The 15,373-nt window shown below is 56.0% G+C and carries 16 protein-coding genes; 11 read left to right on the top strand and 5 right to left on the bottom strand.

The features are described 5' to 3' along the window. Positions 1–31: 31 nt before the first annotated feature. From folC to hisP, 9 genes are all read left to right on the top strand, one after another. Positions 32–1,294, top strand: a complete 1,263-nt coding sequence (folC, locus tag ID864_RS08740) for a bifunctional tetrahydrofolate synthase/dihydrofolate synthase (RefSeq protein WP_191149723.1) — start codon at positions 32–34, stop codon at positions 1,292–1,294. After that, positions 1,284–2,033 (top strand): cell division protein DedD, encoded by a 750-nt coding sequence (gene dedD, locus ID864_RS08735; protein ID WP_048915422.1) that lies wholly within the window; start codon positions 1,284–1,286, stop codon positions 2,031–2,033. The genes folC and dedD overlap by 11 nt, the downstream gene beginning before the upstream one ends. A gap of 299 nt (positions 2,034–2,332) precedes the next feature. Next, a complete protein-coding gene (gene cvpA / locus ID864_RS08730) occupies positions 2,333–2,818 on the top strand; it encodes a colicin V production protein (RefSeq protein ID WP_048915423.1) in 486 nt (161 codons plus the stop codon). A gap of 36 nt (positions 2,819–2,854) precedes the next feature. After that, positions 2,855–4,372 (top strand): amidophosphoribosyltransferase, encoded by a 1,518-nt coding sequence (gene purF, locus ID864_RS08725; RefSeq protein ID WP_048915424.1) that lies wholly within the window; start codon positions 2,855–2,857, stop codon positions 4,370–4,372. 63 nt (positions 4,373–4,435) lie between these two features. Further along, positions 4,436–5,005: a UbiX family flavin prenyltransferase gene (locus ID864_RS08720; protein ID WP_048915425.1), complete on the top strand. Its 570-nt coding sequence runs from the start codon at positions 4,436–4,438 to the stop codon at positions 5,003–5,005. A gap of 284 nt (positions 5,006–5,289) precedes the next feature. Continuing rightward, positions 5,290–6,072 (top strand): lysine/arginine/ornithine ABC transporter substrate-binding protein ArgT, encoded by a 783-nt coding sequence (gene argT, locus ID864_RS08715; RefSeq protein ID WP_048915426.1) that lies wholly within the window; start codon positions 5,290–5,292, stop codon positions 6,070–6,072. Between the two features lie 141 nt (positions 6,073–6,213). Beyond that, positions 6,214–6,900: a histidine ABC transporter permease HisQ gene (locus ID864_RS08710; protein WP_048915427.1), complete on the top strand. Its 687-nt coding sequence runs from the start codon at positions 6,214–6,216 to the stop codon at positions 6,898–6,900. Then, entirely contained in the window at positions 6,897–7,613 is a 717-nt protein-coding gene (locus ID864_RS08705) for an ABC transporter permease (RefSeq protein WP_048915428.1), read from the top strand. The genes ID864_RS08710 and ID864_RS08705 overlap by 4 nt, the downstream gene beginning before the upstream one ends. Before the next feature lie 8 nt (positions 7,614–7,621). Next, a complete protein-coding gene (hisP, locus tag ID864_RS08700; protein WP_048915429.1) occupies positions 7,622–8,395 on the top strand; it encodes a histidine ABC transporter ATP-binding protein HisP in 774 nt (257 codons plus the stop codon). Between the two features lie 41 nt (positions 8,396–8,436). Here hisP and ID864_RS08695 read toward each other — a convergent pair whose 3' ends face one another. After that, a complete protein-coding gene (locus tag ID864_RS08695; protein WP_048915430.1) occupies positions 8,437–9,330 on the bottom strand; it encodes a TIGR01777 family oxidoreductase in 894 nt (297 codons plus the stop codon). A gap of 203 nt (positions 9,331–9,533) precedes the next feature. Between ID864_RS08695 and yfcF the strand changes: the two genes are divergently transcribed. Together yfcF and yfcD are read left to right on the top strand one after the other, a co-directional pair. Beyond that, on the top strand, positions 9,534–10,196 hold the full coding sequence (gene yfcF, locus ID864_RS08690) for a glutathione transferase (RefSeq protein WP_191149722.1): 663 nt from the start codon (positions 9,534–9,536) through the stop codon (positions 10,194–10,196). A gap of 107 nt (positions 10,197–10,303) precedes the next feature. Next, positions 10,304–10,825, top strand: coding sequence for an NUDIX hydrolase YfcD (gene yfcD / locus ID864_RS08685; protein WP_048915432.1), 522 nt, complete (start codon positions 10,304–10,306; stop codon positions 10,823–10,825). Between the two features lie 56 nt (positions 10,826–10,881). Here the strand turns inward: yfcD and ID864_RS08680 are convergent, their stop codons facing one another. The 4 genes from ID864_RS08680 to ID864_RS08665 form a co-directional block, all read right to left on the bottom strand. Continuing rightward, positions 10,882–11,874 (bottom strand): TIGR04086 family membrane protein, encoded by a 993-nt coding sequence (locus ID864_RS08680; RefSeq protein WP_048915433.1) that lies wholly within the window; start codon positions 11,872–11,874, stop codon positions 10,882–10,884. 278 nt (positions 11,875–12,152) lie between these two features. Then, on the bottom strand, positions 12,153–12,977 hold the full coding sequence (locus ID864_RS08675) for an ABC transporter permease (protein WP_048915434.1): 825 nt from the start codon (positions 12,975–12,977) through the stop codon (positions 12,153–12,155). A gap of 10 nt (positions 12,978–12,987) precedes the next feature. Then, positions 12,988–14,247, bottom strand: coding sequence for an ABC transporter permease (locus ID864_RS08670; RefSeq protein ID WP_099754972.1), 1,260 nt, complete (start codon positions 14,245–14,247; stop codon positions 12,988–12,990). Positions 14,248–14,331: 84 nt separating this feature from the next. Continuing rightward, on the bottom strand, positions 14,332–15,357 hold the full coding sequence (locus ID864_RS08665) for an ABC transporter substrate-binding protein (RefSeq protein ID WP_048915436.1): 1,026 nt from the start codon (positions 15,355–15,357) through the stop codon (positions 14,332–14,334). Positions 15,358–15,373: the final 16 nt, after the last annotated feature.

Below are 15,373 nucleotides of genomic sequence, written 5' to 3'. Positions count from 1 at the left end.
CCAATGAACCGTAACTTTGTGAACGGGACACATGGATAATCTTCCTCAAGCCACGTCGCCTCTTGCCACGTGGCTTTATTATCTTGAGCACTTACACTCTCAGGCTATCGAACTTGGGCTGGATCGTGTCCAGCGCGTTGCCACCTCACTCGACCTGCTCAAACCTGCCCCCATGGTCTTCACCGTTGCCGGAACGAATGGCAAAGGCACCACCTGCCGAACTCTGGAAACTGTGCTGATGGCCGCAGGCTTTCGCGTGGGCGTATACAGCTCCCCGCACCTGGTGCGCTACACCGAACGCGTGCGCATTCAGGGGGCAGAACTGGCCGAGTCGGCACACACCGCTTCGTTTGCGGCAATTGAAGCCGGGCGTGGCGCAACCTCGTTAACCTATTTTGAATACGGCACCCTGTCGGCGCTGTGGCTGTTTAAGCAGGCGCAGCTGGACGTCGCGATCCTCGAAGTTGGCCTCGGCGGGCGCCTTGACGCCACCAACATCGTGGATGCTGATGTAGCCGTGATCACCAGCATTGCGCTGGATCATACCGACTGGCTGGGGCCGGACCGTGAAAGCATTGGTCGCGAAAAAGCGGGCGTGTTCCGCGGCGGCAAACCGGCCATTGTCGGTGAACCGGATATGCCGCATACCATTGCAGATGTGGCGACGGAGAAGGGCGCACTGCTGAGCCAGCGCGATCGTGACTGGTCATATCAGGCAAGCGCACAAGGCTGGTCTTTCCAGGATGCTCAGGGCCGCGTCGACCAGTTACCGCTGCCGCAGGTGCCGTTGCCCAATGCCGCCACCGCGCTGGCCGCGCTGCGTGCCTCCGGGCTGAAGGTCGATGAAACGGTGATCCGCACGCATCTGCATCAGGCCATTTTGCCGGGCCGTTTTCAGACGGTGGCAGAGTCACCGCGGGTGATCCTCGATGTGGCGCATAATCCCCATGCGGCGGCCTATCTGGCTGGCCGACTGGCAGAATTAGCGCACGTCGGGAAGGTCCATGCGGTGGTCGGTATGCTGCACGACAAAGATATTGCCGGTACGCTGGACTGCCTCCGTCCCCAGGTTGATGCCTGGTACTGTGCGCCGCTTGACGGCCCGCGCGGTGCCAGCGCAGAGCAGCTGATGGCGTATCTGGAGGGCGCGCAGGCCTTCAGTTCGGTGACGGCGGCGTATCAGCAGGCGCTGCAGCAGGCAGCAGAACAGGATATTGTGCTGGTGTGTGGTTCATTCCACACCGTAGCGCAGGTCATGGAAACGATGGAAACGGAGAACGGCAGTGGCCAGTAAGTTTCAGAACCGTTTAGTCGGAACCATCATCATTGTCGCGCTGGGTGTGATCGTGCTGCCCGGCGTGCTCGATGGTAAGAAAAAACATTACAAAGAAGAGTTTGCCGCAATCCCGCTGGTGCCGAAACCGGAAGATCAGCAGGAAACGGATCTCGTACCGCCTGTCACGCAGTCGTTGCCCGCTCAGCCGCCGCAAGGCGCAGCGGCCACGGCACCGGGCAGCAGTGAAAATACCTCACAGGCGGACAGTGGTTCCACCGTGCCGCAGTCGCGCAATCAGCCGACTGTCGTTACGCCGCCGCCGGTGCAGCAGCAGCCGCCGAAAGTGGTGGAGAAACCGCTGGCGAAACCGAAGCCGGTAGAGAAACCGGTAGAAAAACCGGTTGAGAAAGCGAAGCCGGTTGAGAAGCCGAAAGCGGTAGAAAAACCGGTCGAGAAGCCAGTTGAGAAAACGCAGCCGAAAGAAGAAGCACCGGCAGCGGAAGCCGCACCAGGCGGTCAGGCCTATGTTGTTCAGCTCGGCGCGCTGAAAAATGCCGCTAAGGTGAATGAGATTGTCGCCCAGCTACGTCTGTCGGGCTATCGCGCCTTTACCGTGCCTTCAACGCCGGTGCAGGGGCAGATCACCCGGATTTACGTCGGCCCGGATGCCTCCAAGGCGAAAATGCAGGCGTCAGTCAGCCAGCTGCAAAGCATCTCCGGCCTCGGCGGGGTGGTGAAGCCTTACAGCGCCAGATAGTGTTGTTGACCCGTGCGCAGCAATGGCACGGGCTATGATTGCGATAGCTTTTATCGTCTCACGCCCGGAACGGCAGCACTGTCGTTCCGGGCGTACTACGTGATGATACTGGCAAATCAAGGTATTGCGTTGCGGCGTGCTGACGGCCGAAATCGTGGCCCGTCTGTAGATTTTTTCCACGTCGGCGATTATTTAAATCGACGTGGGAAAACCCTACGCAAACGTTTTCTTTTTCTGTTAGAATTCGCCCCGAACGAGCTGGATGGCTGGATTCAGGGGCATTGTCACTGGAAGAGTTCATGGTCTGGATAGATTACGTCATTATTGCGGTTGTTGGTTTTTCGGCTCTTGTCAGCCTGATCCGTGGGTTTGTTCGGGAAGCTCTTTCTCTCGTCACCTGGGGTTGCGCATTTTTTGTCGCCAGTCATTACTACTCCTTCCTTGCCGTCTGGTTTACAGGATTTGAAGACGAACTGGTTCGAAATGGAATCGCCATTGCGGTGTTGTTTATTGCCACGCTGATTGTCGGGGCAATCGTCAACTATGTGATCGGGTCGCTGGTTGAAAAAACCGGCCTGTCGGGTACCGACAGAGTACTGGGAGTCTGTTTCGGGGCATTACGTGGTGTGCTGATTGTTTCAGCGATGCTGTTCTTCCTTGATACTTTCACCGGTTTTTCCAAAAGCCCGGACTGGCAGCAGTCTCAGCTTATTCCCCAGTTCAGTTACATCATCAGGTGGTTTTTTGATTACCTGAAAAGCACGTCGAGTTTTTTGCCCCAGTAATCGCACTGGGGTTGCGGCTTATGAGGAAATGTCACTATGTGCGGTATTGTCGGGATCGCCGGATTCATGCCGGTCAACCAGTCGATTTATGATGCGTTAACGGTGCTTCAGCACCGTGGGCAGGATGCCGCCGGCATCGTTACCATTGATGCATTGAATTGCTTCCGTCTGCGTAAAGCAAACGGCCTGGTCAGCGATGTATTTGAAGCCCGCCACATGCAGCGTATGCAGGGCAATATGGGTATCGGCCACGTGCGCTACCCAACGGCAGGAAGCTCCAGTGCTTCTGAAGCCCAGCCTTTCTATGTGAACTCCCCTTACGGTATTACCCTTGCCCACAACGGCAACCTGACCAACGCCCACGAGCTGCGCAAGGCGCTGTTCGAAAGTGGCCGCCGTCATGTGAATACCACGTCGGATTCCGAAATCCTGCTGAACATCTTTGCGCAGGAAGTGGACCGCTTTCAGCACTACCCGCTGGAAGCCGAAAACATCTTCTCCGCCATTGCTGCCGTTCACCAGAAGGTGCGCGGGGCTTATGCCTGTGTGGCGATGATCATTGGTCATGGCCTGGTGGCATTCCGTGACCCGAACGGCATCCGCCCGCTGGTTATCGGTAAACGCGGCATGGCCGACGGCCGCACCGAGTATATGGTCGCTTCCGAAAGCGTGGCGCTGGATACTTTAGGCTTTGAGTTCCTGCGCGATGTGGCACCTGGCGAAGCGGTGTACGTCACCGAAAAAGGTCAGCTGTTCACCCGCCAGTGCGCGGAGAACCCGAAATACAATCCGTGCCTGTTCGAGTATGTCTACTTTGCGCGCCCGGACTCTTTCCTTGATAAGATCTCCGTGTACAGCGCCCGCGTGCGCATGGGTACCAAGCTGGGGGCGAAAATCGCCCGCGAGTGGGAAGATCTCGACATCGATGTGGTTATCCCCATTCCGGAAACCTCCTGCGATATCGCGCTGGAGATGGCGCGTATTCTCGATAAGCCCTACCGTCAGGGTTTTGTGAAAAACCGCTACGTAGGCCGTACCTTTATCATGCCTGGCCAGCACCTGCGCCGCAGTGCGGTTCGCCGCAAGCTGAACGCTAACCGTGCTGAGTTCCGCGGTAAAAACGTGCTGCTGGTGGATGACTCCATCGTGCGCGGCACCACCTGTGAGCAGATCATCGAGATGGCGCGTGAAGCCGGGGCGAAAAAAGTTTACCTCGCCTCTGCGGCCCCGGAAATTCGCTTCCCGAACGTTTACGGTATCGATATGCCGAGCGCCACTGAGCTGATTGCTCACGGACGTGAAGTGGAAGAGATCCGCCAGCTGATTGGTGCTGATGCGCTGATCTTCCAGGATCTGAGCGACCTGATCGAAGCGGTGCGTGAAGAGAACCCCGATATTGCCCAGTTTGAATGCTCGGTATTTGACGGTATCTACGTGACCAAAGACGTCGATCAGCAATACCTGGAGTATCTGCAGTCGCTGCGTAATGACGATGCGAAGGCGATGCAGCGTCAGAACGAAGTTGAGAACCTGGAAATGCATAACGAAGGCTAAGCCCGGGTAAATACGCTAAGATGGGCCGGAAGTGATTCCGGCCCATTTTTTTTAAGGATTTTTATGAAGCGACTCATTATTGGTATCTCTGGCGCCAGCGGGGTGATTTATGGCATCCGCACGCTGCAAATTTTGCAGCAGGTGAGCGGGGTAGAGACCCATCTGATAATGAGCCAGGCCGCGCGTCAGACGCTGGCGCTGGAGAGTGATTACACCGTGCGCGAGGTTCAGGCGCTGGCCGATGTGGTGCATGACGTGCGTGATATCGCCGCCAGTATCTCTTCCGGCTCATACAAAACCGACGGCATGGCTATTCTGCCGTGCTCAATGAAAACCCTTTCCGGGATCGTTCACAGCTATAGCGACGGCCTGCTAACGCGCGCGGCGGATGTGGTGCTGAAAGAGCGTCGCCGTCTGGTGCTGTGCGTGCGCGAGACCCCGCTGCATCTCGGCCATTTGCGCATGATGACCACGGCCGCTGAACTGGGGGCGATTATTATGCCGCCGGTGCCGGCTTTTTATCATCGTCCGCAGAGCGTGATGGACATCGTTGACCAGACGGTAAACCGCGTACTCGACCAGTTTGATATCGAGTTGGACAACGATCTGTTTACGCGCTGGCAAGGTGCATAGCGCCAATGGGCTGCACTGATTAAGTGCAAATGTTGGTGCTGAATCGCTTTTCGTGCAAGTTGTGCACCAATATGAAACATAGTTGCTTCCTGCCGCTCACAAACCTGCTATACATTTTCCTGCAAACTGAGTAATCGCGGTGCTTTTACCTTGCGTAATATAAACAGGGCCTTGCCACAAAATGTGGCACGGAATCTGCTATCAGTAAGGGGTGAAGCTGTTTTCAACGTACCGCGCAGACACATCACGAACCACATAATAATACTGAAACTCGAGGGTAATTTATGAAAAAGCAGGTCCTGGTTCTCTCCCTGTTGATGGCAACACTGGCTGCGGGCAGCGCATTTGCAGCTGGCCCAAAAACGCTGCGTATCGGCACCGACCCGACCTATGCACCGTTCGAAATGAAGAATGCGCAGGGGCAGCTGGTAGGCTTTGATATCGATCTGGCCAACGAAATCTGTAAGCGCATGGAAACCAAATGTACTTTCGTGGAAAGTGATTTTGATGCGCTGATCCCTTCGCTGAAAGCGAAAAAAATTGACGCGATCATCTCTTCTCTGTCGATTACCGAAAAGCGTCAGCAGGAGATCGCCTTCTCAGAAAAACTGTACGCGGCAAACTCACGTCTGATCGCGCCTAAAGGGTCGAAAATTCAGCCAACGCTGGAGTCGCTGAAAGGTAAAACCATCGGGCTGCTGCAGGGCACTACGCAGGAAACCTACGCCAACGACAACTGGCGTCCTAAAGGCATTACTGTGACCCCGTACGCGAACCAGGACCTGGTGTATCAGGATCTGACCGCGGGCCGCATCGATGCCGCTTTCCAGGATGAAGTTGCCGCCAGCGAAGGCTTCCTCAAGCAGCCAGCCGGTAAGGAATATGCGTTTGCCGGCCCGGCGGTAAAAGATGAGAAGATCTTCGGCGTCGGTACCGGTATGGGCATGCGTAAAGATGACCCCGCGCTGAAAGCCGCTATCGATAAAGCATTCGACGAAATGCGTAAAGATGGCACCTACGACAAATTAGCGAAAAAATATTTCGATTTTGATGTGTACGGCGGTTAAGTAAAAACCTGTCTGCAGGCCCCACCGTCTGGCACGGTGGGGCTACTGCCCGCAAAATGATGATATATGCCTGAATAGCTCGAGCAGCAGACAACGCATCTGCGGCTTGAAGTATGACGGTAGAACGACAGGATATTGCTTATGCTGTATGGCTACTCTGAAGTCATTTTTAAAGGTGCTATGGTCACCCTCGAGCTGGCAGTCAGCTCTCTGGTGGTTGCCGTTGTACTGGGTTTAATTGGCGCCGGGGCCAAACTTTCTAGCAGTCGCCCACTGGTGGCTGTATTTGAAGGCTACACTACGCTGATCCGTGGCGTGCCTGATTTGGTTCTGATGCTGCTGATCTTTTACGGTCTGCAAATTATTCTTAACCAGGTTACCGATTTCCTGGGTCTGTCGCAGTTCGACATTGACCCGATGGTTGCCGGGATCATCACCCTCGGCTTTATCTACGGAGCTTACTTCACTGAGACCTTCCGCGGGGCCTATATGGCCGTACCGAAAGGGCAGATTGAAGCGGCGACCGCCTTTGGTTTTACCTCATCCCAGACCTTCCGCCGCATCCTTTTCCCAGGCATGATGCGCTACGCGCTGCCGGGCATTGGCAACAACTGGCAGGTTATCCTGAAGGCCACCGCGCTGGTGTCGCTGCTGGGGCTGGAAGATGTTGTGAAGGCCACGCAGCTGGCCGGGAAATCGACCTGGCAGCCGTTCTACTTCGCCGTGGTCGCGGGCGTGATCTATCTGATTTTTACCACGCTCTCCAACGGCGTGCTGTGGTGGCTGGAACGACGTTATACGGTAGGCGTGAAAAGGGCTGACTTATGATCGAAATTATTCAGGAATACTGGAAAGCCCTGCTGTGGACCGACGGTTATCGCTTTTCCGGCGTGGCGATCACGCTGTGGCTGCTGGTGATCTCCGTGGTGCTGGGTGGCTGTCTGGCCGTGCTGTTGTCCATTGCCCGCGTTTCGCCAATTAAAGCGATCCGTTTCCCGGTGTGGCTGTTTACCTATGTGTTTCGCGGTACCCCGCTGTATGTGCAGCTGCTGGTGTTTTATTCCGGCATGTACACGCTGGAGATTGTGAAAGGCACCGAGCTGCTGAATGCCTTCTTCCGCAGCGGGCTCAACTGTACGCTGCTGGCGCTGACGCTGAATACCTGTGCCTATACCACCGAGATTTTTGCCGGGGCGATCCGCTCGGTGCCGCACGGTGAGATTGAGGCCGCACGCGCTTACGGTTTCTCCACCTTCAAGCTGTACCGCTGCATTATCATGCCTGCGGCGCTGCGCACCGCGCTACCGGCTTACAGCAACGAAGTGATTCTGATGCTGCACTCGACGGCGTTGGCGTTTACCGCCACGGTGCCGGACCTGCTCAAGGTGGCGCGCGACATTAACTCCGCAACCTACCAGCCGTTTGTCGCGTTCGGTATTGCTGCGGTGCTGTATCTGATTATTTCCTATGTGTTGATTAGTCTGTTCCGTAAAGCGGAAAAACGCTGGCTGGCGCACGTTAAACCTTCATCTTCACATTGAGTGACACTATGGCTGAGAATAAATTAAACGTCACCGAACTGCACAAGCGTTACGGTGAGCATGAAGTGCTGAAGGGCGTCTCTCTGCAGGCGAACGCGGGCGATGTGATCAGCATTATCGGCTCGTCCGGTTCCGGGAAAAGTACCTTCCTGCGCTGCATCAACTTCCTTGAAAAGCCGAGTGAAGGCACAATTTCTGTTAACAATGAGAGCATTAACCTGGTGCGCGATACCGACGGCCAGCTGAAAGTCTCCAACAAAGAGCAGCTGCGCATGCTGCGAACCCGCCTGACGATGGTATTCCAGCACTTTAATCTCTGGAGCCATATGACAGTGCTGGAGAACGTGATGGAAGCCCCGATCCAGGTGCTGGGCCTGAGCAAGAGTGAAGCGCGTGAGCGCGCCATTCGCTATCTGGATAAGGTGGGGATTGATGAGCGGGCGCGGGCGAAATATCCGGTGCATCTCTCCGGCGGTCAGCAGCAGCGCGTTTCCATCGCGCGTGCGCTGGCAATGGAGCCAGAAGTGCTGCTGTTTGATGAACCGACCTCCGCGCTGGATCCTGAACTGGTGGGCGAAGTGTTGCGCATCATGCAGAAACTGGCGGAAGAGGGCAAAACCATGGTGGTGGTGACTCACGAGATGGAGTTCGCCCGCCACGTTTCCAGCCATGTGATTTTCCTGCATCAGGGGAAAATCGAGGAGGAGGGCGCGCCTGAAGAGTTGTTTAACAACCCGAAGAGCGGCCGCCTCCAGCAGTTTTTGTCTGGCGCGTTAAAGTAATATTCGGTAGGGCCAGGCATGCCTGGCCCCTACGCAGTTGTTTACACCACATCCGCTAACGCTTTATCTAACTCATACCATTTAAAACTGAATCCCGAGGCTTCCAGCCGCTGCGGGATAACATGCTGCCCGCCTAATACCAGCACCGCCGATTCGCCCATCATCAGCTTGATGGCGGCGGCAGGCGTGCGCATAAACGCCGGACGATGCAGGGCATGGCCGAGCGCGGCGGCGAACTGCTCGTTGCGAACCGCATAAGGTGCCACCAGGTTAAACGGCCCGCTGAGCTGCGGATGTTCCAGCAGCCAGATGATGCCGTTCAGGGCGTCTTCCAGATGGATCCACGGCATATACTGCTTACCGTTACCGAGCGGCCCGCCAATGCCCAGCTTAAACGGCAGCTTCATTTTTGCCAGCGCACCGCCCTGTTTTGCCAGCACCACGCCGGTGCGCAGCAGGCAGACGCGGGTGCGTTCGCTTTCCGCGCGCAGTGCCCGCTGCTCCCAGCCTGCACAAAGCCGGTGGGTGAACTCGTTATGGCCCGGATCGTCCTCGGTCAGCACTACTTCGCCGGCATCACCATAGAAGCCAGTGGCGGAACCGGAAATGAGCAGGGCAGGCGGCTCGCTGCTGGCTTGAATCAGCGCGACCAGACGTTCTGTCAGCAGCCAGCGGCTGTCGCACAGCTGGCGCTTTTGTGCCTCATTCCAGCGCTTATCAGCAATCGGCTCCCCGGCCAGGTTAATCACCGCATCAATACCGTTCAGATCGCGCTGCTGGTCCAGCCCCGACCACAGATTAACCTGTTCGCCCAGCAGGTGGCGGGCGGCGGCGACATCGCGCGTCACCACGCTAACCTGGTGACCGGCCTGCAGCAGGCGTGCCGTCAGCGGTCGGCCAATCAGCCCGGTGCCGCCAGTGATCAATATATGCATGTTGTTTTCCTTCAAAGTGATGGGTATCCACATCCTGTGTTTAGCATAGGTGAAGTTAGCGAGTTTGCGTGTGAGCGATGCCGCGTCAGGCCGCGATGGTAAGCGTTTCTGAAAACCAGCAGGAAGCTGTTCAGGTGATTGCCTTTAGGCTAAAAAACAGCTAAACAGGAGGTTCAAGTTGATGAACGTCAGAGGACGTCCGGATGAGTATTCCCACTCTCGTTTTATGGTCAGATGCCAATTTCTTCAGCCCCTATGTAATGTCGGTTTACGTTGCCCTCAGTGAAAAAGGCATTCCTTTTACGCTGAAGCGTGTCGACCTTGCCAGCCAGGAGCATCAGCAGCCAGCCTATGGCGAAGTGTCGCTCACCCGCCGCGTTCCCACCCTTGCGGTAGACGGTTTCCAGCTCTCTGAGTCTTCAGCAATTACTGAGTATCTGGAAGACCGTTTTCCGGCACCGGAATATGAGCGCCTTTATCCGCGTGACATTGAAAAGCGCGCCAAAGCGCGTGAAATCCAGGCGTGGCTGCGCAGCGACTTTATGCCCATTCGCCAGCAGCGTCCGACCGAGGTGCTGTTTGCCGGCAAGCGTTTTGCCGCGCTGGATGAAGCGGCGCAGCAGTCAGCCGCCAGGCTTATCGCTGCTGCCGATCGCATGTTGCCGGAAGGCCAGCAGAATCTGTTTGGCGAGTGGTCGATTGCCGACACCGATCTGGCCGTGATGCTGAACCGCCTGGCTCTGCATGATGACCCGCTGCCGCAGCGGCTGGCTGACTACGCCCATTTCCAGTGGCAGCGTGCTTCGGTGCAGCTGTGGCTTGCCGAGTCGTCAAAAACAGCAGAGTGCGGGATGAGCACAAATTGATGATTGCGTCATACGGCGTTAAACATTAATTTAAGCGCAGCGCGAAGGCGCGTAAAAACGTTTGATTCAACTGAGCGCCAGGCGCCAGAACAATAAAAGGGTTACGGATGGTGGAGCAAGATCAGGGCACGGAGTGGGTGGATATCGTTAACGAAGATAACGAGGTTATTGCACAATCCAGCCGTGCGCAGATGCGAGCGCAGTGTTTGCGCCATCGCGCAACCTACATCGTGGTTCACGATGGCAGGGGTAAAATTCTGGTACAGCGCCGCACAGAAATTAAAGACTTTATGCCGGGCATGTTAGATGCCACGGCCGGTGGCGTGGTGCAGAGCGGTGAGGAGATGCTGGCCTCCGCGCGCCGTGAAGCGGAAGAGGAGCTGGGCATCGCGGCGGTGCCGTTTGCCGAGCACGGCCATTTCTACTACGAGGATGAGCACTGCCGCGTATGGGGCGGGCTGTTCAGCTGCGTTTCTCATGGCCCGTTCGCCATGCAGGAAGAGGAAGTGGATGAGATTTTCTGGATGACGCCGGAAGAGATTACCGCCCGCTGTGACGAATTCACCAACGATTCGCTGAAAGCGCTGTCGCTGTGGCTGACGCGTAACAACGAGTCAGGCACTCTCTAATAAAAAGGGATGCACATCACTGTGCATCCCTGTTCATTAACTGGCAGCAATTGCGATTAATTCAGCACTTTAGTTTCCGGCTGAGTATTACGGCCAATTTTACCTACCACGCCCGCGATAACCGCTTGCACCAGCAGGATCAGTAACAGATACCAGCTGGCTTTTGCCGTCGCCGCGGCCGCCTTCTCGGCTGCCTCACGCGCTTTCTGCTCGGCTTCTGCTTTCAGCTGCTGATACTTTTGATAAGCCTGCTCATAGCTTTTCTGTACCTGAGCGACCATTTGGTCGACTTCCTGATCGCTTTTCCCGGTACGCGCTTTAATAATATTTTTCAGCGCATCAACGTCGGCGGCCTGCAGGGTAGCCTGATTACGTTCAACCACACCTTTAAACCAGTTGCTTAAATCACTGTCCGCGGTTTGCGGATGATTTGCGGTATCCTGCGCCTGATTTTGCGCATTATTCGCTTCGCCCTGGGCATCGTTTTTAAGATTCTCAGGCTGCAACTCCGGCTTGCCGGTTTGACGCAGCGTTTTTTCCAGCTCGTTCTGAACATTACCCAGATCGATATTGCTCTCTTTCAGTTTATCTTTGGCTGCCTGGGTCACCGACGGGGCGACGGCAGAAATACCTTGTCCCATCAAATTAAAACCGGAACCGATCACGCTTGCGGTGCCGCTCACTGCTGAACTCAGTACAGAGACCACAAGCCAGACGCAGATCAGCGTGTTAACTGCCCACATCAAAATACCGTGCAGCGCGCCTTCACGCTGTGCCAGTCTGCCGCTGACGAAGGCGCCAACCGCTATGGAAATCAGCATGCTCAGCCCGCTCCAAATCAGCGCGCCTTTACCCAATCCATCCAGTGGATTTTGCTCCTTCAGCGGGTCGATAGTGGTTGTACCAATAGCGGTGCCTAATATCGAAAGCAGCAGATAGATGACAATCGACAAAATAACGCCGGCAAAAACAGCGCTCCATGAAATACGTTTTAATGGTACGCCAGTGTAATTTTCACGATAAACCGGTTGAGTAAAGTTTTCGCTCATAACATTATTCCTTTGATTAATCTCTGGTTGCTAATTGAACCTTGCTTTGACAGTTATTCAAGTAAACGCAAGTCCTGATGCGTTCGAAGTAAGGTTAGTCACGAGAAGTGATTTCCACCAGAAAATAAATTTATTGGAATTACTGCAAAAGCAGACTAGCGAATGCGGAACATTTTTAATGTTTAGCGTTTAATCAATAAGCATTAAAGGGTAATTCAAATACCTGTTTGCGAGAGCGTATTTGAATTACCCCGGTACTGTTTAATACAACCTATTGTTCAGGCCTGCGCGGGCTGACGCATTTTTTCCCCACGGCGGCGTAAAATTTCCATCACGATTAACAGGATCAGTGATGCGCCAATCATCAGGCTGGCCGCGGCAGCGATGGTGGGATCAAGGTTTTCCCGGATCCCGGCAAACATCTGGATCGGCAGCGTGCGCTGGCCGGGGCTGGCAAGGAATAGCGTGACCACCACTTCATCGAACGAGGCAGCAAAGGCAAATAGCGCACCGGAAAACACTCCGGGGGCAATCAGCGGCAGCGTTACCTTGCGGAATGTCAGGAACGGCGATGCGCCCAGGCTGGCCGCCGCGCGTGACAGGTTAGTATCGTAGCTCTTCAGCACCGCCACCACGGTGATCACCACAAAGGGCACCCCCAGCAGCGCATGGGCCAGAACCAGACCGAGATAACTGTTGAGCAGCGACAGCCTGGCGAAGAAGAAGAACATTCCCACGGCGATGATCACCACCGGCGCAACCATCGGCGAAATGATAATCGCCATCACCAGTCCTTTGCCGCGAAACTCACCGCGCACCAGCCCCATCGACGCCAGCACGCCCAGCACCGTCGCCAGCAGGGTGGCCAGGGGGGCAATAATCAGGCTGTTGCCCAACGCGCTCAGCCACTCCTGCGAATGAAAGAAGGTCTGATACCAGCGCAGCGAAAAGCCGCTCAGCGGGTAGCTGAGAAATGAACTGGCATTAAACGAGAGCGGCACTATCACCAGCACCGGCACAATTAAAAACAGCAGTACGGCAGCGCTGTAGAAATTGAACAGGCCTTTCCATAAGCGCAGGATCAGGGTTCCCTGTTGTCTCATCATCATCTCCTTAGTGAGCTGCCGCTTCGGCAGAGGTGCGGGTGACGCGGATATATACGATGTACAGCAGCATGACAATGATCAGCAGCTGGCTGCCGAGTGCGGCGGCCATGCCCCAGTTCATGGTGCTGTTAGTAAAGAAGGCGACGAAATAGCTGACCATCTGGTCATCCGGGCCGCCCAGCAGGGCAGGGGTCACGTAGTAGCCAATCGCCATCATAAACACCAGCAGCGCTCCGGCAGCAATCCCGGCCCAGGTCTGCGGCACATAGACGCGCCAGAAGGCAAGAAACGGATGAGCCCCAAGCGATACCGCAGCACGCACGTAGCTTGGTGAAATCCCCTTCATCACCGCGTACAGCGGCAGCACAATAAATGGCAGCAGGATGTGGGTCATGGAGATGAACACCCCGACGCGGTTAAACACCAGCGTGAGCGGATGATCGATGATGCCGACCGCCATCAGCGCCCGGTTGATCAATCCGCCGGACTGTAGCAGCACGATCCAGCTGGCGGTGCGGACAATCAGCGAGGTCCAGAACGGTAGCAGTACCAGAATCATCAGCAGGTTGGCGCGGTTTGATGGCTGTTTTGCCAGCCAGTAAGCCAGCGGATAGCCAATGCCCACGCACAGCAGCGTTACCACGGTTGCCATCCACAGCGTGCGCAGCAGCACATTGACATACAGCGCCTGGTCGGCGGGCAGGGCCTTAACTTCACCGCTTTGCACATCAATTTTACGGTCAAATACCGACAGCAGGTAATAGCTGGTCACCGGGCTGGAGACGCGCTTGAGCGTTTGCCAGGTGGAGAGCTCGCCCCACAAAGGCTGTTTGGCAATCAGCGCGTCTTTAACCCCCATGCCCGATTCCGGCACCTGCCGTGGCGCGGTGACGATCAGGCGGCGGAAAGCCGCGTTTTCATAGCTCAGGCGTTTAGCCACGGCAGCAATCTGCCCGCTTTCACGTGCGGCGATCAGCTCCTTGCCCAGCGTGGCGTACAGCGCTTCATCCGGCAGGTTTTTCCCCGACCACTGCTCAAGCGCACGGGAAGTCTGCGGGAGAGCGTCGTGGAATTCCGGATTCTCAACGCTTTTGCTCAGGATGGAGGCAATTGGAAACAGGAAACAGAGCACCACGAAAATCAGCAGCGGCGCAATCAGCAGCAGGGAGCGGCGGGTTTTAGTACCGTCGACCTGACGCAGGCGCTGGGTTAGCGACACCCCGGCTGGGGCCGAAGGGGTGGGGGTTTCCATTACGGTATGACTCATTGCTGTCTCCTGAAAGATATCTGGCAACGGGGTGTCGCCCCTACAGTAGGGGCGGACTTTTTGTTGCGGTCCGCCCGCAGGGTATTATTTTGCCGCCCAGGCGTTAAAACGCTGCTCCAGGTCTTCACCGTGCTCGAGCCAGAATTCGCTGTTGATCTGCATGGAAACGGCAAGGTTTTCCGGTGCCGTCGGCAGTTTGCTCAGCCGCGCCGAATCCAGCAGTTTGCTGGTATTCAGGTTGGTAGGGCCGTAAGGAATGTTCTCGGCAAACACCTTCTGGTTTTCAGGCTGGTTGGCAAAGGCAATAAACTGCTCCGCCAGCGCCTTGTGCTTCGACCCTTTAACGATCGCCCAGTTGTCGAGGTCATACAGCGCGTTGTCCCAGACGATCCTGAAGTTGTGGCCTTCATCCTGCGCGGCGCCGATGCGGCCGTTATAGGCGGAGCTCATCACCACGTCGCCGGATACCAGCCACTGCAGCGGCTGCGCGCCGGATTCCCACCACTGAATATTTGGCTTCAGCTGGTCCAGTTTCTTGAAGGCGCGCTCAACGCCAGCCGGAGTGGCCAGCACTTTATACACCTCTTCCCGCTTCACGCCGTCGGCCATCAGCGCAATTTCCAGGGTATATTTCGCGCTCTTACGCAGGGCACGTTTGCCCGGGAACGCCTTCACGTTCCAGAAATCTGCCCAGCTGGCTGGCCCTTTTTTCAGCTTGTCGGCGTCATAGGTCAGCACGGTTGACCAGACGAAAATGCCCGCGCCGCACTCGGTCACCGCAGCAGGGATAAAGTCCGACTTCTTGCCCAGCTTATTCCAGTCCAGCGTCTCAAACAGACCCTCTTCACAGCCGCGCTGCAGTTCCGGGGTTTCCAGCTCAACCACATCCCAGCCGATCTGACCTGTTTCGACCATCGCACGAATACGCGCCATTTCGCCGTTATATTCACCCGCTTCGAGGGTGCCTTTGCCTGCGGCGGTAAACGGTTTATAGAAGGCTTTGTCCTGTGCATCTTTATTGGTGCCGCCGAACGAAATCACCGTCAGGCTTTCCGCCTGCGCCTGGAGTGTGAACGTCGCGAGAATCAGTGCAGCTAATGTCTTTACCATGCCAAACTCCTGATTA

It is taken from the genome of Erwinia aphidicola, from assembly GCF_014773485.1.
In the GTDB taxonomy this organism is placed as follows: Bacteria; Pseudomonadota; Gammaproteobacteria; order Enterobacterales; family Enterobacteriaceae; genus Erwinia; species Erwinia aphidicola.
This window is presented reverse-complemented; position numbering and strand designations above follow the sequence as displayed.

What these genes read in the sequence shown, in the direction of transcription:
- ID864_RS08665 (WP_048915436.1), bottom strand. Translation starts at nt 15,357, where the DNA reads ATGGTAAAGACATTAGCTGCACTGATTCTCGCGACGTTCACACTCCAG.
- ID864_RS08705 (WP_048915428.1), top strand. Translation starts at nt 6,897, where the DNA reads ATGATCGAAATTATTCAGGAATACTGGAAAGCCCTGCTGTGGACCGAC.
- ID864_RS08720 (WP_048915425.1), top strand. Translation starts at nt 4,436, where the DNA reads ATGAAGCGACTCATTATTGGTATCTCTGGCGCCAGCGGGGTGATTTAT.
- ID864_RS08680 (WP_048915433.1), bottom strand. Translation starts at nt 11,874, where the DNA reads ATGAGCGAAAACTTTACTCAACCGGTTTATCGTGAAAATTACACTGGC.
- yfcD (WP_048915432.1), top strand. Translation starts at nt 10,304, where the DNA reads ATGGTGGAGCAAGATCAGGGCACGGAGTGGGTGGATATCGTTAACGAA.
- ID864_RS08675 (WP_048915434.1), bottom strand. Translation starts at nt 12,977, where the DNA reads ATGAGACAACAGGGAACCCTGATCCTGCGCTTATGGAAAGGCCTGTTC.
- ID864_RS08695 (WP_048915430.1), bottom strand. Translation starts at nt 9,330, where the DNA reads ATGCATATATTGATCACTGGCGGCACCGGGCTGATTGGCCGACCGCTG.
- yfcF (WP_191149722.1), top strand. Translation starts at nt 9,534, where the DNA reads ATGAGTATTCCCACTCTCGTTTTATGGTCAGATGCCAATTTCTTCAGC.
- ID864_RS08710 (WP_048915427.1), top strand. Translation starts at nt 6,214, where the DNA reads ATGCTGTATGGCTACTCTGAAGTCATTTTTAAAGGTGCTATGGTCACC.
- folC (WP_191149723.1), top strand. Translation starts at nt 32, where the DNA reads ATGGATAATCTTCCTCAAGCCACGTCGCCTCTTGCCACGTGGCTTTAT.
- purF (WP_048915424.1), top strand. Translation starts at nt 2,855, where the DNA reads ATGTGCGGTATTGTCGGGATCGCCGGATTCATGCCGGTCAACCAGTCG.
- argT (WP_048915426.1), top strand. Translation starts at nt 5,290, where the DNA reads ATGAAAAAGCAGGTCCTGGTTCTCTCCCTGTTGATGGCAACACTGGCT.
- ID864_RS08670 (WP_099754972.1), bottom strand. Translation starts at nt 14,247, where the DNA reads ATGAGTCATACCGTAATGGAAACCCCCACCCCTTCGGCCCCAGCCGGG.
- cvpA (WP_048915423.1), top strand. Translation starts at nt 2,333, where the DNA reads ATGGTCTGGATAGATTACGTCATTATTGCGGTTGTTGGTTTTTCGGCT.
- hisP (WP_048915429.1), top strand. Translation starts at nt 7,622, where the DNA reads ATGGCTGAGAATAAATTAAACGTCACCGAACTGCACAAGCGTTACGGT.